Below are 23303 nucleotides of genomic sequence, written 5' to 3'. Positions count from 1 at the left end.
ATGTGAGAATTCGCGGCTTTCAGATTTATATAATGTGGACTACTAAGTGTATAAATAATTGAATATCAGATATTTTTAGAGGTTATTGTAGATGAGTTAATATTTAATTTTTTACAACCAAAGAGAATGATTTAATATTGGCAATTTTGTTTAACGAGGCACAGAGATATTAATTAACTTTTTAATCTCTGTTCTGAACAATTAAATCGTTAACCTAATTATTAAAAACCCATAGTATGAGAAAGTCACTAATTATGCTTGTATTTGCATTAATAACTATAAGTTTTGCAGCGAGTTGTAGAGAAGAAAAATCTACAGGCGAGAAAATAGAAGAAGGTATTGATGATGTTGGTGATGGTATTGAAGAAGGCGCTGAAGAAGTTGAAGATGCTGTTGAAGATGCCACTGACCACAACTAGTTTAAAAAATTGTTATGAAGAGAAAGGCCAGATAGTTTAACTATCTGGCCTTTTTTATTTAATTACTATTTCATTCCATTCCCTGTTAATACATCTATGAGGCCGTCTTCTAGATTTATCCATAAATAATTGAAGAACGACTTATTTTTAATTCGCTCTGTTGAGATATGACCATGCCTATAACCATCAGAATCTGCCTTTGAACCATCATTGATAAATAAGTTTCCAATGAAGGAGAGTACTTTTTTAACACCGCTTCTTTCCTTATTCAATACTTGGAATTTGAAGTCTTCATAATTCATTTTAATATCACCAGTAGCGGCATATTCATCACCAGAAATAGTAAAATAGAGTTGGTCAATAGTGCCTGTGGTTTTTGTTCTAAGATTAGGAATTAAAAAATCATTCAAGTTTGCGGTATTGAAATTAGATAATCCTCCAGAAATTACGAATGCATTTCGTGTGTCTTGAACATTAAATTCCCAATCGAGATTAAAATCACCCGTACCCATTAAATCGGCATCCACCGTTATTTTAAGATTTTTTTTGTTCGCTTTTAAATTGGATAAGTTGCCAATTGAGGCATCTATCTTTTCAAAACTTAGAATACCGGCTCTTTTATCGTTAGGTAAATTTTCTTCATAACGCACCATTCCTTGCTTAATTAATACAGAATCAATAGCTACTTTAAAAGGAAGTTCTCTGAACAATTCAGCATATAAAGGTCTTCGGTTAAAATTTTCCAATATAGACTTGTCACGATACATTTCTAAAACAGGTGCATTTAATAGCAATGATTTAAAGTTGACTTGAAGTGAGTCGTTTGATACAATGTAATTATGATTTTCAATCCTAATTTCTGGAATATCTAATGTGAGATGGTCTCTTTGGTATTTTATCGTTTTACTCAATTCTAATTTGGAAAGTATGGTAAATAATGAAATATCAGTTATGTGTATAGATGAATTATCTAAGTCCATAGTTTCCATTTCCAATACTTCAAATTTCCCCACAGGAGCTTTTACGTGTTGAATGGTCATGGCGTATTCTGAAAAAGTGAAAGGCACATATTTTTTAATTACCCTGGGATCTGTTGCAACATTTTTTAAATTTAAGTCGATAGATTTAACGGATAAAAGTTCTTTTTCTTCATTAGAATTCAAAATTTCAACTATACCAGAATCCAAAATAAGCTCTTCAATAAAAATCTCTTTTAATAGATTAATTGGGTTAGATTTTGATGTATTCTCTTGGTTAGAATCTTTAGGACACGTCTTGAAATTTAGGTGCGGTTTAGAAAAGGTAAGATTTTTTAAGTAAATCGATTTCTCGAAAAATATTTTCCAATAACTAAATCCGCTTATCGATAAATTATCGGCATTGATTATAATTTCGCATGAAGATGTTTGCCTACCAAGACTTTTAACCTCTACCTTTTCAAATTCTAAATCACCTTTAAAAAGATTAATATTAAATCTGTCATAAGAAAAATCGATATGGTCTGGAACTTTCCGATTTAGAAAATCTACTACTTCCTTTTTCATTTTCCATTCGGCAGCCATGTATGCTCCGATGAAGAATATGATGAGTACTAAAAACCATTTGAGAAATCGGGTCATGACAATTGAGGGTTAACTTAACCTTTAAGAATTATTAAAAACTTAAGCCACATGTTAACCATAATATTCAATGGCCAAGAGGATTTAGATTTAGTTCTTTTTATAAGGCTTTCCTATACCTGTGCTATCAGGCTCCATATATTGTTTAAAATCTGAAGCACTTTTCAATTCAATAAACTCTTTGCCTTTAATTATAATAGCATTTTTTAGTAAGCTAGGGTTTTTATTTAAAACTTTTAGCCAACCATCATCATCTAAATTGAAATCATCTTCACCATAGGCAGTCTTATAATCGGGGTGCTCGGTATTCACTAAATCAGATAGACTTTTACCAAGCCCATTAGCTAATTCAGCCCATTGTGTGCCGGTAACGTTAGTCTTAGAGATATCAATCGTTAAATGCTTTTTATCTGAAGATTCGACATAGGCATTGAGTTGTTTGCCCAATGAATTTTTCGAACTATAATAAAGTGTTATCTGTTTTTTATCCATAGCAATTACTCCCATCACTTTTTTTAAAAGTAGTCAGTTCTTCATGAAGTATTTAACTCGTTTCAAACGAAAAGTATCTTGAAAGGTTTAAAAAAGCAGTGCTTATTCAAATTATGGTATCTTGTTAACAAACAAAAAATAACCCGATGAATACTATCTTTTGGCTTGCTTATCTATCGGTCACCTTATGGAGTATTGTCAATATAATTTTCAATGGTTCAAGGGCTACAAAAATGGTAAGTTGGTCATTGTCTGTTATAATTCTACCATTTATTGGACCCCTTTTATATTATCTTTTTGGTATCAACAGAAGAAAGTTTAAACTATTCAAATTAAAACAAACAGAAAAGAGAAGGTTGTATTCTGAAACCTATAAAGAGCTAAAAGGAGGCGAACAAAGTGTGCATAGGTTTAACGATTATAAGGAAGATAAATTAGCATCACTCATTAGAAAGAATAGTTATTTCGCCCCTTATGAAGGTAATGATATAACGTTATTGAATAGTGGTGAAGAAGCATTTGATGCAATTTTTAAAGCAATTGAAGAGGCTAAAGAATTTATTCATCTTCAATATTATATTTTAGAAGAAGGCATGTTATTAGACCGTTTTTATGAGCTATTTCAGAAAAAGGTTAAAGAAGGTGTAGAAATTAGAATGTTATATGATTCGCTAGGCAGTAATTCTTTGCGAGGCAAAGTTGTAAAGCGTTTTAAAGATATTGGGGTAAAAGCATTTCCTACAATGCCAATTAGGTTCGGCAATCTTTTGTTCACCCTAAATTATCGAAATCATAGAAAAATTGTGGTTGTTGACGGAAAAATAGGATTTACTGGCGGTTTCAATGTTTCTGATAAGTATATGAAAGATGTTTCTGAATTGGGAATTTGGCAAGATTTGCACATAAGAATAGCGGGTCCTGCGGTGAATAGTTTACAAAGAGTGTTTGTTAAAGATTACCATTTTGCGGGAAAAGAGGAGTTGTTGCTTCAAGACAGGTACTTTCCTAAAGTTGAACCCACTGGAGATACTATTGCCCAAATAATTTCGAGTGGACCAGATTCTAGATATCCTGCCATTATGCAGCAATATCTTGCCATGATAAATATTGCAACAAATAATATTTGTATAGCAAACCCTTATTTTATACCTGGCGAACCTGTTTTGGAAGCGTTAAGAATTGCAGCATTAAGTGGAGTGAAGGTTACTTTGCTTACTCCTAGAAAATCAGATTCTCTTCTTGCTCAGTACAGTATGTTTTCAACTTTTGACAGTCTCTTAGAAGTTGGGGTCAATATTTATTTAAGACCAGATTTTTCGCACAGTAAGGTCATTATTATTGATACTGAAATTGTATCTGTTGGATCTGGTAATTTCGACTACAGAAGCTTTGAGCATAATTTTGAGACGAATGCAATTCTTTATGACCAAGATAAAGCCACACAGATTGAAGAATTGTTTTTGCGGCATTGTACCGATGACGTAAAGCTAGAACTTGAAGCTTTTAGAAAACGTTCTCCATTCAGTAAGTTTTTAGAAGGCCTAGCCAAATTCTTTAGTCCGTTGCTTTAACAATAACTTTATTTCGAATCGATTTGAACTATTTATTTTTTATAATTTTAAACATTAATATGGTTGCATTCGCACAACATATAATTCCCGATGTAATAGAATCAGAGTCAAGAATCGCCTTATCGCACTATCCTGAACTTGCCAATACGGCTATTGAATTTAAATTTAAAAAAAACATTAAGAAGTCTACAATGCAGGCGCAGCCTAAGTTTTCAAGTGTGTTTAAATCAAAGAAGAATAGGTCGTATAAAATCTTGATAAGTGAAAGAATAAAAATTGCAGACAAAGTTTATTATACAAAAGATATGCCCTCTGAAATTATGATAGGTTGGTTAGGTCATGAATTAGGCCATGTGATGGATTTTGAACAAAGAAGTGGTCTCAACTTAATTGGTTTTGGTATCGGCTATTTAACCTCTAAAAAATATATTCGTGGGGCTGAGCGTAGAGCTGATTTGTATGCAGTAACGCACGGTATGGAAACCTATATTTTGTCTACCAAAGAGTTTATACTTGAGAAAGCAGGCCTAACAAAAAAATATGTAGATCGCATCAAAAACTTTTACTTATCACCAGAGGAAATTATGATTTTAGTAGAGGAGCGTGATATGGCAACAAAAGATTAAGGGAGTGTGTTAGGTTTGTTTCTCAACAAAATCTTCCCACTCGGCAAATTTTACCTCTTTCATAACCCGTTCCATTTTTACCTGTCCACCTTTCTTTTTATTTCTGTCGTTCCAACTATAAAATGTATCTGGATCAACCATAAAAACTTTCACTCCTTTTAGTGCTTTAGAGCGAGCAACCTTATAATTTTTGTTGGCAGCTTTTAACGATTCGTCTAGCTTTTTCGCTACCTCTTTAGAATCTTGTTTTGATGTTGTGCCTAAGTACCAAGTATGATAGAAACCGTCTTCATATTTTTTCGCACAAAGAGTGTATTCCGGTATTTCCATATCAAAAGTTTCCATGATATCTTGTAAAGCATCATCTAATTTGTTGACCGATAACTGCGAGCCGACTGTATTTAAGAAAAATTTAGTGCGTCCTGTTATTTTAATTTCTGCACGTTCTACATCGGTAAATTCAACGGTATCACCAATTAAATATCGCCAAGCACCACTAACGGTACTTATAATCAACACATAATTCTGACCTTTTTCAACTTCGGAAAGTGTAAGTGATGGTGCTTCTTGTGAGAGAGAGCCATCTTCTAAAATATAATCAGGATTGAAAGGAACAAACTCAAAATAAATTCCGTTACCGGTTACCAATTTCATGGCGTCAGTTTCTGGTCGACTTTGAAATGCAATGAAGCCTTCAGAAGCTAAATAGGTATCAATTACGGTAACAGGTTTACCCATTAGCGCATTAAAGCTCTTTTCGTATGGCCCGAAGGCTACGCCGCCCGAAGTATACACCTGAAGGTTTGGCCATATATCGTGGATGTTGTTGAGGTTGTGTTTTTTAATGACTTCTTTAAGCATTAATTCTATCCAAGAAGGAATACCACTAAGTGCTCCAATATCCCAATTAGGAGCCTTTTCGGCTATTTTAGCAACTCTTTCATCCCAATCTTCAATTTTAGCGATTTCTTTTCCAGGCTTATAATAACCACTAAACCATGAGGGGATATTACTAGCGCTAATGCCGCTAATCTCACCTTCAAGATGGTCGTCATTTTCTATTAAATCAGTAGAACTACCTAGCATTAATATTCCGGTTTCAAAAAAATCGGCAGGCAAATCAAAATTAGAAAGTGCCAATACTTGTTTGATGCCTGCTTGTCTGATGGCATCTATCATCTCGTCGGTAACAGGTATTCGCTTACTGGTTTTACCAGTAGTCCCTGAACTTAACGCAAAATAATCGGGACTGCCAGGCCAAGTTACATCCGTTTGGTCTTCGTGTAATTTATACCACCAATTATCATTGATTTCCTTGTAGTCAAAATACGGAACGTTAAGTTTGAAGGGAGTCTGAATATCCTCATTTTCTAGGATGCTATCAAAATCGTACTCTTTACCGAAAGAGGTATCCTTGGCAGATTCCAAAAGTTTTTTAAGTACTTCTTTTTGCTCTTCTATTGGGTTGTCATCGCCCGTAATTTTATCAGTAACGTTAATGACCCCTTTTATGAAATTTCCAATGATATTCATTTGATAATAGATTTCTAGATTAGTGAGATAAAAGTATTTTTTATTCACCAAAAAGATTAACCCGAATCTAATTTAAATAGACGGTATTCAACTAATGTCTTTAGAAAGGCTTTGGTAAAGACAATTTTGGTATTACCCCAACATAATGAGAATTGCACCAACAGCGGTTAATACTAGAATCATTTTTCTAAAAAAAGCTTCTTTAATTAATTTGATAAATCTAACCCCTACAAAAAAGCCAAGTAAAATTCCTGGAAGGAGCATTATGTTCAATGATAATGATTCAAAGGAAATCGTCTCCCAAACGAAAAAATGAAATGGTAGTTTAATAATGTTTATAATAAGAAACAACCATGCGGCAGTACCGATAAAATGGTTTTTTGGTAATCGAATGGCCAAGAAATAGATATTCGAAAAAGCGCCTGCCAAATTACCGACCATTGTTGTAATACCTGCAATAGTACCGATAGAACTCGCAAATGCCCAATGAGTAGGCACTGTTCTTGATTTTTTGCGATCCCACCAATACATCATAAAAACTGTTGTTATGATAATGATCGACATCCCTATTTTAAAGAATTTTTCTGGTAGGTCTTTTCCGATCACTACACCAATGAGTACACCTAGAATCATCCAAGGCAGTACTTTAAAAACGTACTTCCATTGTGTATGTCTATTATAATAAATTACAGCAAAAACATCAGCTAAAATAAGTAAGGGTACAACCATGCCGGTCGATTCTTTTGCACCAAAAGCTAAGGCCATTAATGTTACATTCATAACGGCGATACCTTTTATGCCAGCTTTTGATAATCCGATAATAAATGCTGCCCCGTAAGCTAGAATCCATGCAGTTGGGGTAATTTCAGAAGTCATTGATAGTAGCACGTAGTACGTTTAGCGTATTAGATTTAAAAATATCCGAAAATAACATATCTTTAACAATCAACCTAAAACCAATTTATGGAACTCAGTACTTTAGACTATGCTTTTATCATAGTATTCTTTTCCCTTGTATTAGGCATAGGCATTTACGTATCAAAAAAATCAGGTAAAGATTCTACAGAATTTTTTCTTTCAGGCCGTACAATGCCATGGTGGTTATTGGGACTTTCAATGGTCGCAACAACCTTTTCAACAGACACACCCAATTTGGTCACAGATATTGTTCGTACCAAAGGAGTTTCGGGAAACTGGGTATGGTGGTGTTTTTTAATTACCGGAATGCTAACGGTATTCGTTTATGCTAAACTTTGGCGTAAGTCGAATGTAAATACAGATCTTGAGTTTTATGAAATGAGATACGGTGGTAAACCTGCCAGTTTTTTGCGAAAATTTAGAGCTTTATATCTTGGTGCATTATTTAATATTATCACGATGGCCTCTGTTACGCTAGCGGCCATTAAGATAGGAGGAATTATGTTGGGGCTTGAACCTTGGGAAACAGTAGTTGGAGCAGGGTTAATAACTGTTATTTTTAGTGCGCTTGGGGGATTTAAAGGTGTTGTTTATACAGATTTTTTGTTGTTTTTTGTTGCAATGTCTGGCGCTATCGGAGCGGCTTATTATTTGGTGAATATTCCAGAGGTTGGTGGAATTGAAGCATTAATGGCAAATGAAAATGTAGTAAGCAAACTTAATATTCTACCCGATTTTGATAATACTGAAGTACTTATCATGCTGTTTATTATTCCAATTGCAGTACAGTGGTGGAGCTCATGGTATCCAGGTGCGGAGCCTGGCGGAGGGGGGTATATAGCCCAAAGAATGCTAGCGGCAAAAAACGAAAATCATGCCATAGGGGCAACTTTCTTTTTCAATATTATGCATTATGCTTTGCGTCCTTGGCCATGGATTTTGGTGGCATTAGCGTCGTTGGTTGTATACCCTGATGTTGCTAGTATTGCAGCAGCATTTCCTAATGTTGAGGAAAGTAAATTAGGGCATGATTTAGCCTATTCCGCTATGCTTACCAAATTGCCAAGTGGTCTGTTAGGAGTTGTCTTGGCATCTTTGATAGCAGCATATATGAGTACCATCTCTACGCAATTAAATTGGGGCTCATCTTATATTGTTTTTGATTTTTATAAGAGGCAGATTAATCCTAATGCAACCGAAAAACAAATGGTGGCCGTAGGTAGAATTTCTACCGTAGTTCTTATGGTATTGAGTGCATTATTTGCGCTTACCTTACAAAATGCATTTGAGGTATTCGATTTATTGATACAGTTTGGAGCTGGAACCGGTTTGGTGTTTATACTTCGCTGGTTTTGGTGGAGAATAAATGCGTGGAGTGAAATTACAGCAATGTTCGCTTCTGGAATTCTGGTTATTTCTTTGGCTAAAACTAGCCTAGGCGACTTTCTTTTTGCCGCTGATACAGGGGTGTTTCCAGAATGGGCAAACTATCCTTTTATAGTAGTAGTAACAACGGCAATTTGGATGTTGGTTACTGTATTAACACCACCTGAAAGCGACGCGACACTACGTTCATTTTACAGAAAAACACAACCAGGAGGACCGGGATGGCGAAAGGTGGTTAAGAAAGCCGAAATTGAGAATGAAGAACTTGTGAACACAGGAGAGAAATGGAGTGTGCCAGCCGGTATAACTGCAATGTTACTTGGTATTGTTTTAATTTATTCTATCATGTTTGCTACAGGCTATTGGATTTATGGTAGAACTACACAAGCCATAGTATTGACAATTGTTTCTGTCATTTCTGGATTCTTGTTAATCAAAGCTTGGAACAGGTTAAAAGGGAATCTCTTATAAAATAAGTATGGTTAAGGAAAGAATTTTATCAGTTGACATTTTTAGGGGAGCAACTATTTTGCTCATGGTTTTAGTGAATACACCAGGAACATGGTCAAATGTTTATGGTCCTTTTCTACATGCCGATTGGCATGGGTATACACCAACAGATTTAGTTTTTCCTTTCTTTTTGTTTATTGTAGGTACCTCAATTGCTTTTTCCTATAAGGGTAGAAAAGTCAATGCTGAAGTATACAAGAAAATAGGGGTTAGGACTTTGAAATTAATTGCCCTAGGTGTTTTTCTTGGTGCCTTTATAATACATTTTCCGTTCTTTAAGAATTTTCAAGACATTCGATTTCCTGGTGTACTGCAACGAATAGGGGTCGTATTTTTCTTTGCCGCTATTTTATTTATAAATCTTGATTGGAAAAAATTAATTTGGGTAACGGCTATCTTATTAATAGGCTATTGGCTCTTAATGACTTTAGTTCCTGTGGAAGGAATTGCGTCAACCTTAGATAGGGCACCAAACAATTTGGCGAATTGGCTTGATGTACAAGTATTCGGTTCACATAACTACAAAGCGGATTATGACCCAGAAGGATTACTGAGTACAATTCCTTCAATTGCAAGCGCTCTATTAGGTGTTTTTACCGGTTTAATACTCACCTCTAAACAAGCAAAGAAAGCGACAATATTGATGGGTCTTGGCGGAAGTTTATTAATTATCGGCCATATTTGGGATATCGTATTTCCAATAAATAAAGCGCTTTGGACTAGTAGTTTTGTGTTGGTTACCGCTGGCTGGGCGAACCTCGTTCTTGCCCTCATTTATTATTTAACCGATGTAAAGAAAATTGAATTCGGTTCTGTGTTTCGATATGCTGGCGCAAATGCCATTGTCATTTACTTCTTATCTAGTTTTATCAGTAAAATAATGGGTCAGATAAAAGTAGGAGATTCCTCTTTACATGGGTGGCTATTTCAAAAAGTATATGTACATGATTTTCTTGCACTTGAAACATCGTCTCTTTTGTATGGTTTAACCGTGGTGTTGTTTTATAGCTTTATTGGCTATTTTCTATATCAAAGAAAGATATTTATTAAGGTTTAGTTTTTGTCATTGCCCAAGTAATAAACTGTGGAAATACCTTTCCCCAAGTAGATAGGTCATGTTTTCCACCTTCAACTTGAACATAGGATATATCACCAGGATAAGAGTATCCTTTAGTTTTAAGCTCCTTTATTAGATCTAAGGTATCTTCAATAGCATCGATTATTCCATTGTGGTTTCGATCTGCAGTTTCATCTAATGAACCACATTGAAACCAGAACTTTAAATGGTCGGCATAAGCACCATTTTTTACAACTTCTAGAACAATTCTACTACGGTCTTTTAAGTCATTTTTTATATAAGGTTTTTTACGCCACCAAAATGATCCGCTAAACACGCCTACTTTTCCAAATAGTGAACTTTGATTGTAAACAATGTCGAATGCCGATAAACCACCGAGAGACATACCGCAATAGACCCATTCATTAAAATCTTTAGAGGTTTTGAATTCTTGCTTTAGAAAAGGAACGAATTCTTCTGTAATGAATTTAGAGTATTTTAATGCCTGTCCGCCTCTTCCTTTAAAATCTGCCGTCGAGGCAGTCCCATATTCATGAATACGATTTTCATTACAGGAAAGACCAACATAAATAAAAGGCTTCATTGTTTTTGAAGAAAAAGCTCGAGATAAGCTATGTTCAAGTTTCATTGCTTCAAAGTCTTGGCCATCATTCATCAGTAATACCGAAAAGTCGCTAGTAGATTTCAAATAATCTTGTGGAGCTACAATGCGAAAAAGCACTAAACGATTTAGGTTTATAGAAAAATAACTTCCTTTAATTGTAATGAGCTCTAGTTGAAACTGCATGTATTCTTAGTATAAAAATGCAAGTATAAGTATCCGTAAAAATATATGCGTTAATATTTCAAAATAAATTACATTTGCCGCCCGTAAAACGTTGATTATTAAACATTTTATTTATCTTGATACATGGCGAAAGTAGAACACATCCAATATTATTCCAACACCTTAAATAGAAATATTAATCTTGAGGTTACGGGCCATTGGGGTCATCCGATATTAATGTTCCCTTCATCTGGGGGCCAATTTACACAAAATACAGATTTCGGTTTAGTAGATTCAGTAACGAATTTTATTGAGGAAGGTAAAGTAAAAATATATAATGTAGAGACCATTGATATGATGTCTTTCTATGATGATCATATGGATTCTGGCACCAAAATTCATAATTATGAATTGTACATGCAGTTTCTTAAGAATGAACTAATACCATATATACAAAAAGAGTGTAATACACATCGTATAGGCGTGTCTGGGGTTAGTTTTGGAGGTTTTCATGCAGCCAATGCAGCGTTCAGGTTTCCAGATTTAATTTCGCATTACATAGGAATGAGTGCAGCGTTTAACATACGTTCTATGACTCCACAATCTGATGATATGCGAATTTATTATAATTGTCCTGATGAATATATGCTACATGAGGAAAGTTGGAAATTTGACCATATGCAAATTGTGTTAGGAACATCTGATTGGGATATTTGTTTGGATAAAAATAGAAACATGTCGGCTATATTAAAAGGAAAAGGAATTGCACATTGGTATGATGAAAAAAAATGGATAGATCATGATTGGCCATTGTGGAAAATGATGTTCCCTGAATATCTAGGGGCTTACTTCAATTGAAACAGACTATCAATTTTAAGTATAGGGTCAATTACGATCATTTATATAATGTATCTTATTGGAGGTTAAAAAATTAAAAATAAAACATAGAATGGTAAAAAAAGTAGGAATATTATTTGGAATGGAAGATACCTTCCCATGGGCATTTATAGATAAAGTAAATGAATTGGGTAAAGGTAAAGTTGTTGCAGAAGCAGTTCAAATAGATAAGGTTCAGCAAGGTATTGATTATGGATATAGTGTAATCTTCGACCGAATATCTCAAGAAGTTCCCTTTTATCGTGCGTATTTAAAAAATGCATCATTGATGGGTACGGCAGTTATTAATAATCCATTTTGGTGGAGTGCCGACGAGAAATTCTTCAATAATTGTTTATCAATGGAAATGGGAATACCAGTGCCTAAAACTGTTCTTTTGCCTTCGAATGCTAGACCTGATAATACCTCGGAAACGTCTTTCCGTAATCTTAAAGTTCCTTTGGATTGGGAATATATGTTCGATTATATTGGTTTCCCGGCCTACATGAAACCTCACGATGGTGGCGGATGGAAAAGTGTTTATAGAGTAGAAAACTCAGAACAACTTTTTGAAGCACATAAAGAGACTGAACAGTTAGTAATGATGCTACAGGAAGAAATTGTTTTCGATGATTACTTTAGAGTGTATTGTTTAGGGCAAAAGTATGTGCATATTATGCCATATGACCCAAGAAAACCTTTTCACGAACGTTATGTAAGCGAAATAAAAGCAACTGGCGAAGAGCGCAAAAAATTGTTGAAGACAGTACACGATTATACGCTGAGATTGAATCAAGCCTTAGGGTATGATTTCAATACTGTTGAGTTTGCAGTGCGTGATGGTGTGCCCTATGCAATTGACTTTTGTAACCCAGCACCAGATGCCGATATAAATTCGGTTGGCCAAGAAAACTTTGATTGGATTGTTGAACATTCTGCGAAGTATGCTATTGAAAAAGCCAAAGAGCACAAACCAAATCAAAATAATTCTTCATGGGGAGGTTTTGTAAGAAATTCAATTGCCCCAGTGAAGCCAAAAGTTGGTAAGGTTAACTTAAAAACAGCTGCAGAGGCGAAAAAAACTGCCGTAAAGAAAGCGCCGGCTATAACAAGTTTGACCAATAAAGCAAAAGCTGTTGTGGTAAAAAAAGAAGCGCCAGCAAAGAAAAAGGTTGCTGAAAAGAAAGCTCCTGCCAAAACCAAGGCACCGACAAAACCAAAGAAGTAGTAGAATAGTGGCGAATAACTTTAAGAATCAACTGTAATTACATGCATAAATTTACCTTAGGTATTGAAGAAGAATTTCAAGTTTTAGATAGTGATACGTATAGATTGCGTTCACAAATGTCGAAAATCGTTGACGATGGTAAAGTTCTACTTCAAGAACGAATAAAGGAAGAAATGCATCAGTCTATGGTTGAGATGGGTACCAATATCTGTGATAACATTCATCAGGTAAGGGATGAGGTTTCATATCTAAGACAACAGGTCATTAAACTAGCAGATGATGAAGGGTTAAAAGTTGCAGCTGCTGGAACGCACCCATTTTCTAAATGGGATCAACAATTGATAACCCCTAATCCAAGATACGATGCCATTATCCAAGAAATGGCAGATGTTGCTAGAGGGAATCTTATTTTTGGCATGCACGTACACGTGGCCATACCAAGTAGGGAAGAAGGTTTGGAAATTTTGAACACGGTTCGGTATTTTTTACCACACCTATATGCATTATCTACAAACTCGCCTTTTTGGGAAGGTCGTAATACAGGCTTCAAATCATATCGAAGTAAAGTATTCGACAAATTTCCAAGAACAGGCATCCCTCCTTTTTTTGCTAGTGTGGCTGAGTATGATAAGTTCGTGGATATATTAGTGAAGACCAATTGTTTGGATAATAGTAAGAAAATTTGGTGGGATATACGATTACACCCTTTTTATCCAACCATTGAATTTAGAATATGCGATGTGGTTATGACTGTAGATGAGGTAACCTGTATTGCAGCGTTAATGCAATGTTTGGTAGCCAAGTTGTACAAAATGAATCGCAAGAATCAGAACTTCAAAAACTATAGACGATTGTTATTGAATGAAAATAAATGGCGGGCAGCTCGTTGGGGCATTGAATCTAAGTTGATAGATTTTGGCAAGGAAGAAGAGGTTCCTTTCGCTAAGCTTATGAGTGAATTGTTAGAATTTATAGATGATGTTATTGACGAATTAGGTTGCCGGTCAGAGGTTAACTATGTGTATCAAATATTGGAATCAGGCACTGGTGCGGATAGGCAACTACAAGTTTTTAATGAAACTAATGATTTGGTGGAGGTTACAAAGTATATCGTAGAACAAACAAGAAAAGGGCTTTAAAAAAGTTTAACAGTATATACGTAACCAAAATAACATTTATTTTGGAACCAGTTTTAGTGAGAGATTATGAAAGGGAACTATAATATTGCCGTATTGGATATGAATGCTGGCCAGCCCAACGAAGGCATGCGATGCATCACCACGCTTATGGGTGAATTTTTAACACAAGATGGTGTAAAGGGTAGGTATGATATTTTTGAAGTAAGAAACGGACAGGAACTTCCAGATTTAAATGAATATGACATTTTTGTGTCGTCTGGCGGGCCAGGGTCACCTTTGAAAACAGGCGCAGAGTGGGAAATTAAATATTTCAGATTTTTAGATTCGATCTTATCCCATAATCTATCTAATGCTCAGAAAAAACATGCTTTTTTAATCTGTCATTCATTTCAATTGGCTTGTCTGCATTGGGATGTGGCTAGGGTTACAAAAAGGAGATCTACGTCATTCGGTATTTTTCCGATTTACAAAACCAAAAGTGGTGAACAAGAGGTTTTATTCAAAGAGTTGAACGATCCTTTTTATGCAGTAGATTCGAGGGACTATCAAGTGGTGGGTCCGAAGGAATGGAAATTGGATACCCTAGACGGAAAGGTTTTGTGTAGGGAAAAAATTAGACCAAATGTGCCGTTAGAGCGCGCAGTAATGGCAATTCGTTTTTCCAATGAAATATTTGGGGTGCAATTTCATCCAGAAGCAGATGCTGAGGGAATGCTCCGTTATTTTGGAAAGGAAGAAAAAAGGAATCAGATAGTAAAAAGACATGGTAAGAAAAAATACCTTGAAATGATAACCCAGCTTGATGACAAAGCGAAAATCTGGAAAACCAATAAAACTCTAATTCCAACCTTTTTAAAATTGGCAGCAGAAGCTATCGATAGCCAAAAACTACAAACTGTATGATTTCGAAAATTAGAGAAGAATTTAATGCCACTTATAAAGAAGTGTACTATAATAACCTTTTGAAGCATATAGTAGACACTTTTAAAGAACCTAGTGCATTTAGAATTTCTGAAACACCCGTTTTTATTAGTAAGGCTGTCAAAAAAGAAGTGGAAGAAGCTTGCGATTCCATTATTTCTCAATTATGGAAAATTGATTTTCCTGAAATTCGCAGAAAGTTTATTCCTGCCGAACTTCAGTCTCCAGTACCCATGGGAAACCCTCATTTTTTAGCAATAGATTTTGGACTTTGTGAAGATGGTAAGGGCGGCATCACTCCTCAATTAATAGAGTTACAGGCTTTCCCTACATTATTTTTTTACCAACCTTTTTTAGGAGAAGCATTTATGCAGCATTATCCTAATATTCCGAAAGAAGGTTTCGATTATTATTTGAATGGCTTGGATAAAAAGAGCTATACGGAAAAAGTGAGGAAGGTCATTCTAGGTGATGAAAAGCCCGAAAATGTAATTTTATTAGAAATTTTTCCTGAAAAGCAAAAAACAAGAATTGATTTTTGGTCGACCAAAAAAGCCTTAGGTATAGAAGTTGTCTGTATGACTAAAGTTTTAAAGGAAGGGAAAAAATTGTTCTACATGAAAGAGGGAACAAAAACACCTATCCACAGAATTTACAATAGGGTTATTTATGATGAATTGGAACGTCTTAAAGATTTAAAAACTAATTTCAACCTGAATGATGATTTAGATGTGGAATGGGTAACACACCCAGATTGGTTTTTTATGATATCAAAATGTATTATGCCAATGCTAGAGCATAAGAATATTCCGAAATCATATTATTTATCTGATTTTCCGGCCGAACTAGACTTAAATAAATTTGTTTTGAAACCTTTGTTTTCATTTGCAGGTCAAGGTGTTGATTTACATCCCAATCAAGAGGCTATCAATACCATATCAGACAAACAAAATTATATTTTACAGCAAAAGGTTCAATATGCACCATTGATAAAGACAAATACGCCTAAAAACTCAAAAGTAGAATTACGAATGCTATATGTTTGGAGCGATGAGGAGAATAAGTTAACGCCTGTCATAAATCTTACTCGAATGAGTAAAGGAGAAATGATCAATGTTTCTCATCAAGTTGATGAAACTTGGATCGGCTCTTCAATAAGTTTCTTTGAAAAGTAATTCTACCTATTGCCCATCAACTTTGCCACATATTTGCCAATTACATCAAATTCTAAATTGACAACGGTTCCAACTTTATAGGTGTTGAAACGAGTATGTTCATAAGTATAAGGTATAATGGCTACTTCAAAGGTGTTCTTACCAGAATTGACAACCGTTAAGCTTGTGCCATCTATAGTAATAGAGCCTTTTTCTATAGTAGGGTTGCCCGTTGCCGAATCATAGGTAAAAGAAAATATCCAACTACCATTATCTTCACGTATACCAGTACATTCTCCGGTTTGATCTACATGTCCCTGTACGATATGACCATCTAATCTAGAGCCCAATATCATAGCCCGTTCTAAATTAACAGAGTCGTTAGTTTTTAAACTGTCAAGATTGGTTTTCTTTAAAGTTTCTGCAATTGCAGTCACGGTATATGTAGAATCGGTTAAGCTTACGACGGTTAAACAAACGCCATTATGAGCTACGCTCTGATCTATTTTAAGTTCTGAAGTAAGGTTAGATTCTATTGTAATATCTAAGTTGCCGCCTTTAGCCTGTAGAGAGGTTACCTTACCTAACGTTTCAATAATTCCAGTGAACATGTGTCGTTTAATTTAAGTAATTTTGGGTATTCAAAATTGAGTACAAAGGTACAGATTATCATGGAGGAAAATAGTAAAATAAGATTAGGCATCTCTATAGGAGACTTAAATGGAATAGGCTGTGAGGTGGCGTTGAAAACATTTGAAGATAGTAGAATGTTAGATTTTTGCACACCTATAATCTTTGCTTCTAATAAAACCATTTCTTATCAAATGAAGGAATTGGGACTTAATATCGTATTTAATGGAGTGCCAGATGCTTCTAAGGCAATTGACAATAAAATTAATATCGTAAACGTCTGGAAAGAGATTCCTAAAATCGAATTTGGGCAATCTACGGAAGAAGGTGGTGCATATGCTATTAAATCTTTAAAAGCGGCTGTTGAGGCTCTTAAGAAAGGAGATATTGATGTTTTGGTAACGGCACCTATAAATAAAAACAATATTCAATCAGATGAATTTAAATTCCCTGGCCATACAGATTATTTAGCACAAGAACTTCAGGGCGAAAGTTTAATGTTCATGGTGACCGATACGTTAAAAATCGGTTTGCTAACCGATCATGTTGCTGTAAAGGATGTTTCTGCCGCAATTATACCAAGATTAATTCGTGATAAAATCAATATCATTGAAAAATCGCTCATGATGGATTTTGGAATTCGTAAGCCTAAAATTGCATTATTGGGCATAAATCCACATAGCGGAGATAATGGTGTTATCGGTAAAGAGGATGATGAAATAATGAAGCCTGTTATTCGTGAAATGGCCAATATGGGGCATTTGGTCTATGGACCATATTCTGCAGATAGTTTCTTTGGCTCTGACGGATACAAAAAATTCGATGCTATTTTAGCGGCATACCATGATCAAGGATTAATTCCTTTTAAAACAATTTCTTTTGGTCAAGGTGTTAATTTTACAGCTGGTCTAGATAAGGTAAGAACATCACCGGATCACGGTACTGCATATGAAATTGCCGGAAAGGGTGTTGCTGACGAAAGTTCGTTTAAAGAGGCCGTGTTTATGGCTTTAAAAATATTTAAGAACAGAACCGAGTATCAAGAACTTACTAAAGATGTTTTAAAAAAGCAGCGTTTAAAAAGAGAACGCTAGTTTTTAAAAGCTAAAAAAGTTATAAAGATAAATAGTTGATAACTATTGTCTTTTATTAAAAAAATAGTATCTTTGCAGCCGCCTTTTATGGGCCAATATTGTTAAATTAAGTGTGTACGAGATGAAACAAAAGGAGTTTAATATTCCTTTCTCAGGATTGAAGCAAGGAAAACACAACTTTAATTACCAGATTGATAATACGTTCTTTGATTCTTTTGGATACGATGAGTTCAATGCTGCCAACATCAATTTAGATGTTATACTGAATAAAACCAGTACTATGTTAGAGGTTGATATGGAGGCATCGGGTACGGTGAATGTCAATTGTGATATTACTAGTGAACCTTTTGATCAACCAGTTAATGCAGATTTGCATTTGGTTGTTAAATTTGGGGAAGAGTTTAATGATGAGGATATTGAAATCCTTATTCTTCCTCACCGTGAACATGAGTTGAACATAGCACAGTACGTGTACGAAATGCTTGTATTGGCAGTTCCGCAAAAAAGAATTCATCCTGGTATTGAAGATGGCACTTTAGAATCTGAAGTGTTAGACAGGTTAAAGGAGCTTCAACCAAAAGAGAAAAGATCAAACAAAGAAGAAAACGATCCCCGTTGGGATGAATTAAAGAAACTATTAACGGATAAATAAGGTTTAAATGGCACATCCTAAAAGAAAAATTTCCAAAACAAGGAGAGACAAGAGAAGAACACATTATAAGGCAGTAGCACCTACATTGGCCAAGGATTCCTCAACAGGAGAAATGCACTTGTACCATAGAGCTCACTGGCACGAAGGTAAATTACACTACAGAGGTCAAGTTTTAGTTGATAAAACTGAAGAAGCAGAAGCTTAAGACTTTTTTAAATTATACAAAGCTCCCACTTCATTTGAAGTAGGGAGTTTTTTTTAGCCCAATTTGTTTATAATCTCTTTGTCGTGCAGATGATATAAGTAGTAAGTGCTATTTGTTCAACAAAGGGAAATTTTCAAAAACCGGATAACTTTAAGAGAAAAGTCGTTGAAAATCATTAATTTTCATGACTTTTGACTCGTTTTTTAAGTTTTTTACAAGAAAGCAAATAAAGTATGACCAAAATTACAGCAGCTATAACCGCGGTAGGCGGCTATGTCCCCCAATTTGTAATGACGAATAAAATGCTTGAGGATTTGGTTGAAACCAATGACGAATGGATTACCACAAGAACCGGTATAAAGGAAAGAAGAGTATTAAAGAAAGAAGAAGGGGAAGGCACATCATATTTAGCGATTAAAGCAGCTCAAGATCTAATGAAAAAGAAAGGTCTTGACGCGGCGGAAATAGATTTGGTAATTGTTGCGACCGCAACTCCAGATAGTATGGTAGCTTCAACGGCAGCTTTCGTTGCTTCTGAAATTGGAGCGGTTAATGCATTTGCCTATGATTTATTGGCAGCTTGTTCAAGTTTCTTATTTGGCATGTCGGCCGTAGCAGGTCATATAGAAACTGGCCGTTATAAAAAGGTTTTATTGATTGGTGCAGATAAAATGTCGTCAATTATAGATTATACTGATCGTACCACCTGTATCATTTTTGGTGATGGTGCAGGTGCTGTGCTTTTTGAACCAAATACTGAAGGCTTAGGCTTGCAAGACGAATATTTACGAGCAGATGGTAGAGGAAGAAAATTCTTGGGTATGGAAGGTGGAGGCTCAATAATGCCTGCCACTATAGAAAGTGTACAGAACAGAAAGCATTTTATTTTTCAAGAAGGAAAAACAGTTTTTAAATTTGCGGTATCAAACATGGCAGATGTGGCAGCCAAGATTATGACGAGAAATAATTTAACTGAAAAAGATGTAAATTGGCTGGTGCCGCATCAAGCAAACAAACGTATTATTGATGCTACCGCAAAAAGAATGGGTATTGATGATTCAAAAGTAATGATGAATATTCAAAGTTATGGTAACACTACGTCTGCAACATTACCGCTTTTATTATTTGATTACGAAGAACATCTTAAAAAAGGAGATAACTTAGTATTTGCTGCCTTTGGAGGCGGATTTACTTGGGGTTCCATTTATTTAAAATGGGCATATAATTAACGAACAAAACTACCAACATAACTTATATAAATATGGATATTAAAGAAATTCAAAGCCTTATCAAGTTTGTAGCCAAATCTGGTGCAAGCGAGGTAAAACTGGAGACGGACGATATTAAAATCACGATCCGTACTGGAAGCCTTGGGAATGGTTATTCGGAACCTACCTATGTACATACGATGCCAATGGCACAGCAAGCGATACCCGCTGCGGCACCTGCACAAACAGAACAGCAACAGGCAGCAATAAATAGCGCTGCTGAAGCTGAAAAGAAGAAGTCAGAAGACGATAAATATATTACGATCAAGTCACCTATTATAGGTACTTTTTATAGAAAGCCTTCTCCAGACAAACCAGTTTTTGTTGAAGTTGGCGATACTATTGGTAATGGTGATGTTCTTTGTGTTATTGAAGCAATGAAATTGTTCAATGATATCGAATCTGAAGTTTCAGGAACTATTGTTAAAATATTAGTAGACGATTCTTCACCAGTAGAGTTTGATCAACCATTATTTTTGGTAGATCCTTCTTAACTAAATTTTGAGTAATAATTGTTAGATACTATTGTTAGAATGGTATGTAAGAATCATGTCGAACCTAGAACTTAAAATTTAAAAGATGTTTAAAAAAATACTGATTGCAAATAGGGGAGAAATCGCTTTGAGGGTTATTCGTACCTGTAAGGAAATGGGTATTAAAACCGTTGCTGTTTATAGTAAGGCCGATGAGGAAAGCTTACATGTGCGTTTTGCAGATGAAGCGGTTTGTATTGGTCCAGCTGCAAGTAGTGAATCCTATTTAAAGATACCGAATATAATTGCTGCTGCAGAAATTACAAATGCAGATGCCATTCACCCAGGTTATGGTTTTTTATCAGAAAATTCGAAGTTTTCACGTATCTGTGCAGAGCACGAGATAAAATTTATTGGAGCTTCTGGTGATCAAATTGACAAAATGGGTGATAAGGCCACGGCCAAAGAAACCATGAAGGAGGCTGGTGTACCTTGTGTACCTGGCTCAGAAGGTCTTTTAAAAGATGTTGCTGATGCAAAAAAGATAGCTAAGAAAATGGGCTATCCGGTAATGATAAAAGCTACTGCGGGTGGTGGTGGTAAAGGAATGCGTGCCGTTTTGTCTGAAGACAAAATGGAAGAGCTTTTTGACAGTGCGGTTAATGAAGCTACTGCTGCCTTTGGAAATGGTGGTATGTACATGGAAAAATTGATTGAAGAGCCAAGGCATATTGAAATTCAAATCGTTGGTGATCAATATGGGAAAGCATGTCATCTTTCTGAAAGAGATTGTTCTATACAAAGACGCCATCAAAAATTAACAGAAGAAACCCCTTCACCATTTATGACCGATAAGTTACGGGAAGCAATGGGTGACGCTGCTGTTAAAGCTGCAGAGTATATTAAATATGAAGGAGCAGGGACTATAGAATTTTTGGTTGACAAACACCGTAAGTTCTATTTCATGGAGATGAATACCCGTATTCAAGTTGAGCACCCTATAACTGAGCAAGTAATAGATTATGATTTAATTCGTGAGCAAATATTAGTGGCTGCCGGTGTGCCAATTTCAGGTAAAAATTACCTTCCAAAATTACACTCTATAGAATGTAGAATTAATGCAGAGGATCCTTATAACAACTTTAGACCATCGCCAGGTAAGATAACCACCTTACATATACCGGGTGGTCATGGTGTACGTATGGATACGCATGTATATAGTGGTTATAGTATACCACCGAATTATGATTCTATGATCGCTAAATTGATTACTACGGCACAAACAAGAGAAGAAGCAATCAATAAAATGAAGCGTGCATTAGATGAATTTGTAATAGAGGGCATTAAAACGACAATTCCGTTTCATAGGCAATTAATGGACCATCCAGATTATTTGGCTGGAAATTATACGACAGCCTTTATGAATGATTGGAAAATGAATCCACCTAAAGAAGATTAATACAAAACTCCAACAGCAATGTTGGAGTTTTTTTATCGCAATTTTATCCTAGATTTTCATAACTTAATTAAATGTATTCACGAATGAACCTTAGCTACTGGGAGCGCAAGTCTTGGTTTTCCAATATTGATTTTACAATAATTGGCAGCGGTATTGTTGGTTTAAACTGTGCCATAGAATTAAAAAACAACTTTCCAAAAGCACGTATCTTGGTTTTGGAAAAAGGAACTTTGCCACAAGGCGCTAGTACGAAAAATGCAGGGTTTGCTTGTTTTGGCAGTATTTCAGAAATTTTAGCCGACCTAAAAACACATTCAGAGCATGAGGTCATAAATTTAGTTAGTGACAGGTGGAAAGGTATTCAGGCATTACGTAGTATATTAGGCGATTCATCAATTGGTTTTGAAAAACATGGAGGACACGAACTTTTTTTAGAAAAAGACGAGGAACTTTATCGACACTGCATAAAGAATGTTACTGAGATAAATGATTTGTTGCGACCTATTTTTAAGGGGGATGCTTTCGTAACCTCACCAAATAAATATCATTTTAAGGGTATTAAGAAAGAATATATCTCTCAAGTTTACGAAGGGCAAATTAATACGGGAGAGATGATGAAATCGTTATTACAGTTAGCCTTACAAAAAGGGATTACCATATTAAACGCGACCAATGTTGATTCTTTTGAAGATTTTGGCAACAAGGTTACCATTTGTACAAATGAATTCGAGTTTCAATCCAATAAACTCTTAATAGCCACAAATGGTTTTGCTTCACAATTACTTCCAGAAAAGATAAGCCCAGCAAGAGCACAAGTTCTTATTACGAAACCCATTCCTAATTTATCTATTAAAGGAGCATTTCATTTAGAAGAAGGCTATTATTATTTTCGAAATGTTGGTAATCGTATACTTTTTGGTGGGGGTAGAAATTTAGATTTTAAGACAGAGGAGACTTATAATTTTGGGACTACCAATTTGGTCAAAGACAAACTCAAAGAATTATTGAAAACAGTTATTTTGCCTAATAAAGAATTTGAAATCGATTATGGTTGGAGCGGGATAATGGGTGTTGGCCAGCAAAAGAAACCGATTGTAAAACAACTGACCAATAACACAGCATGTGGAGTGCGTTTAGGTGGTATGGGAATTGCTATTGGCACAACAATAGGCAAGCAATTGGCTAATATTTTTAAATAGATTGTATTTCTTTTATCCTGTTTTTTTAAATCTTATCCAAAAGTCACTTATTCTCTTGATTTTATTTTTAAATTGTACATTCCATTA

Annotated in this window: 23 protein-coding genes; 17 read left to right on the top strand and 6 right to left on the bottom strand. The window is 35.2% G+C overall.

What is annotated here, in order from left to right; all coding sequences use genetic code 11:
* Positions 1–236: 236 nt before the first annotated feature.
* Positions 237–419 carry a hypothetical protein gene (locus AACZ41_RS01875; protein ID WP_339625931.1) on the top strand — a complete coding sequence of 61 codons (183 nt, stop codon included), beginning with the start codon at positions 237–239 and terminating at the stop codon, positions 417–419.
* 65 nt (positions 420–484) lie between these two features.
* Here AACZ41_RS01875 and AACZ41_RS01870 read toward each other — a convergent pair whose 3' ends face one another.
* Positions 485–2038 (bottom strand): hypothetical protein, encoded by a 1554-nt coding sequence (locus AACZ41_RS01870; protein ID WP_339625929.1) that lies wholly within the window; start codon positions 2036–2038, stop codon positions 485–487.
* A 90-nt stretch (positions 2039–2128) separates the two neighbouring features.
* Entirely contained in the window at positions 2129–2545 is a 417-nt protein-coding gene (locus AACZ41_RS01865) for an ArsC/Spx/MgsR family protein (protein WP_339625928.1), read from the bottom strand.
* Between the two features lie 131 nt (positions 2546–2676).
* On the opposite strand from AACZ41_RS01865, the gene cls reads away from it, so the two are divergent.
* Positions 2677–4101, top strand: a complete 1425-nt coding sequence (gene cls, locus AACZ41_RS01860) for a cardiolipin synthase (RefSeq protein ID WP_339625927.1) — start codon at positions 2677–2679, stop codon at positions 4099–4101.
* A 59-nt stretch (positions 4102–4160) separates the two neighbouring features.
* Positions 4161–4727 carry a hypothetical protein gene (locus AACZ41_RS01855; protein WP_339625924.1) on the top strand — a complete coding sequence of 189 codons (567 nt, stop codon included), beginning with the start codon at positions 4161–4163 and terminating at the stop codon, positions 4725–4727.
* A 9-nt stretch (positions 4728–4736) separates the two neighbouring features.
* On the opposite strand, the gene AACZ41_RS01850 is transcribed toward AACZ41_RS01855, so the two are convergent.
* Together AACZ41_RS01850 and AACZ41_RS01845 are read right to left on the bottom strand one after the other, a co-directional pair.
* Positions 4737–6260 (bottom strand): GH3 auxin-responsive promoter family protein, encoded by a 1524-nt coding sequence (locus tag AACZ41_RS01850; protein WP_339625922.1) that lies wholly within the window; start codon positions 6258–6260, stop codon positions 4737–4739.
* A gap of 132 nt (positions 6261–6392) precedes the next feature.
* Positions 6393–7148: a sulfite exporter TauE/SafE family protein gene (locus tag AACZ41_RS01845; protein WP_339625920.1), complete on the bottom strand. Its 756-nt coding sequence runs from the start codon at positions 7146–7148 to the stop codon at positions 6393–6395.
* Between the two features lie 75 nt (positions 7149–7223).
* On the opposite strand from AACZ41_RS01845, the gene AACZ41_RS01840 reads away from it, so the two are divergent.
* Together AACZ41_RS01840 and AACZ41_RS01835 are read left to right on the top strand one after the other, a co-directional pair.
* Complete coding sequence (locus AACZ41_RS01840; RefSeq protein WP_339625918.1) at positions 7224–9035, top strand: sodium:solute symporter family protein; 1812 nt, start codon at positions 7224–7226, stop codon at positions 9033–9035.
* A 7-nt stretch (positions 9036–9042) separates the two neighbouring features.
* A complete protein-coding gene (locus AACZ41_RS01835) occupies positions 9043–10131 on the top strand; it encodes a DUF5009 domain-containing protein (protein ID WP_339625916.1) in 1089 nt (362 codons plus the stop codon).
* On the opposite strand, the gene AACZ41_RS01830 is transcribed toward AACZ41_RS01835, so the two are convergent.
* Positions 10121–10939 (bottom strand): alpha/beta hydrolase-fold protein, encoded by an 819-nt coding sequence (locus tag AACZ41_RS01830; RefSeq protein ID WP_339625914.1) that lies wholly within the window; start codon positions 10937–10939, stop codon positions 10121–10123. The genes AACZ41_RS01835 and AACZ41_RS01830 overlap by 11 nt on opposite strands.
* Positions 10940–11062: 123 nt before the next feature.
* Here AACZ41_RS01830 and AACZ41_RS01825 point away from each other — a divergent pair, with 123 nt between their 5' ends.
* The 5 genes from AACZ41_RS01825 to AACZ41_RS01805 all read left to right on the top strand — a co-directional run bounded on the left by AACZ41_RS01825 (position 11063) and on the right by AACZ41_RS01805 (position 16257).
* On the top strand, positions 11063–11776 hold the full coding sequence (locus AACZ41_RS01825; RefSeq protein ID WP_339625912.1) for an alpha/beta hydrolase-fold protein: 714 nt from the start codon (positions 11063–11065) through the stop codon (positions 11774–11776).
* A 91-nt stretch (positions 11777–11867) separates the two neighbouring features.
* Entirely contained in the window at positions 11868–13022 is a 1155-nt protein-coding gene (locus AACZ41_RS01820; protein WP_339625910.1) for a hypothetical protein, read from the top strand.
* Between the two features lie 41 nt (positions 13023–13063).
* The gene (locus tag AACZ41_RS01815) at positions 13064–14161 is read left to right on the top strand and encodes a carboxylate-amine ligase (RefSeq protein WP_339625908.1); all 1098 of its coding nucleotides are present in this window, start codon (positions 13064–13066) and stop codon (positions 14159–14161) included.
* 66 nt (positions 14162–14227) lie between these two features.
* Complete coding sequence (locus tag AACZ41_RS01810) at positions 14228–15064, top strand: GMP synthase (protein ID WP_339625906.1); 837 nt, start codon at positions 14228–14230, stop codon at positions 15062–15064.
* A complete protein-coding gene (locus tag AACZ41_RS01805) occupies positions 15061–16257 on the top strand; it encodes a hypothetical protein (protein ID WP_339625904.1) in 1197 nt (398 codons plus the stop codon). Before AACZ41_RS01810 ends, AACZ41_RS01805 begins: the two co-directional genes overlap by 4 nt.
* Before the next feature lie 2 nt (positions 16258–16259).
* Here AACZ41_RS01805 and AACZ41_RS01800 read toward each other — a convergent pair whose 3' ends face one another.
* A complete protein-coding gene (locus tag AACZ41_RS01800) occupies positions 16260–16847 on the bottom strand; it encodes a riboflavin synthase (protein WP_339625902.1) in 588 nt (195 codons plus the stop codon).
* 60 nt (positions 16848–16907) lie between these two features.
* On the opposite strand from AACZ41_RS01800, the gene pdxA reads away from it, so the two are divergent.
* The 7 genes from pdxA (at position 16908) to AACZ41_RS01765 (ending at position 23216) form a co-directional block, all read left to right on the top strand.
* A complete protein-coding gene (pdxA, locus tag AACZ41_RS01795; protein WP_091621586.1) occupies positions 16908–17960 on the top strand; it encodes a 4-hydroxythreonine-4-phosphate dehydrogenase PdxA in 1053 nt (350 codons plus the stop codon).
* Between the two features lie 121 nt (positions 17961–18081).
* The gene (locus tag AACZ41_RS01790) at positions 18082–18612 is read left to right on the top strand and encodes a DUF177 domain-containing protein (RefSeq protein ID WP_091621583.1); all 531 of its coding nucleotides are present in this window, start codon (positions 18082–18084) and stop codon (positions 18610–18612) included.
* A 7-nt stretch (positions 18613–18619) separates the two neighbouring features.
* Positions 18620–18817 (top strand): 50S ribosomal protein L32, encoded by a 198-nt coding sequence (rpmF, locus tag AACZ41_RS01785; protein WP_079511443.1) that lies wholly within the window; start codon positions 18620–18622, stop codon positions 18815–18817.
* A 233-nt stretch (positions 18818–19050) separates the two neighbouring features.
* Entirely contained in the window at positions 19051–20046 is a 996-nt protein-coding gene (locus tag AACZ41_RS01780) for a beta-ketoacyl-ACP synthase III (RefSeq protein ID WP_339625896.1), read from the top strand.
* A gap of 32 nt (positions 20047–20078) precedes the next feature.
* Positions 20079–20579, top strand: coding sequence for an acetyl-CoA carboxylase biotin carboxyl carrier protein (accB, locus tag AACZ41_RS01775; protein WP_339625894.1), 501 nt, complete (start codon positions 20079–20081; stop codon positions 20577–20579).
* Between the two features lie 85 nt (positions 20580–20664).
* Positions 20665–22017 (top strand): acetyl-CoA carboxylase biotin carboxylase subunit, encoded by a 1353-nt coding sequence (gene accC, locus AACZ41_RS01770; RefSeq protein ID WP_339625892.1) that lies wholly within the window; start codon positions 20665–20667, stop codon positions 22015–22017.
* A gap of 83 nt (positions 22018–22100) precedes the next feature.
* Positions 22101–23216 (top strand): FAD-dependent oxidoreductase, encoded by a 1116-nt coding sequence (locus tag AACZ41_RS01765; RefSeq protein WP_339625890.1) that lies wholly within the window; start codon positions 22101–22103, stop codon positions 23214–23216.
* Positions 23217–23303 lie beyond the last annotated feature (87 nt).

Source organism: uncultured Maribacter sp., assembly GCF_963974015.1.
Taxonomy (GTDB): domain Bacteria; phylum Bacteroidota; class Bacteroidia; order Flavobacteriales; family Flavobacteriaceae; genus Maribacter.
This window is presented reverse-complemented; position numbering and strand designations above follow the sequence as displayed.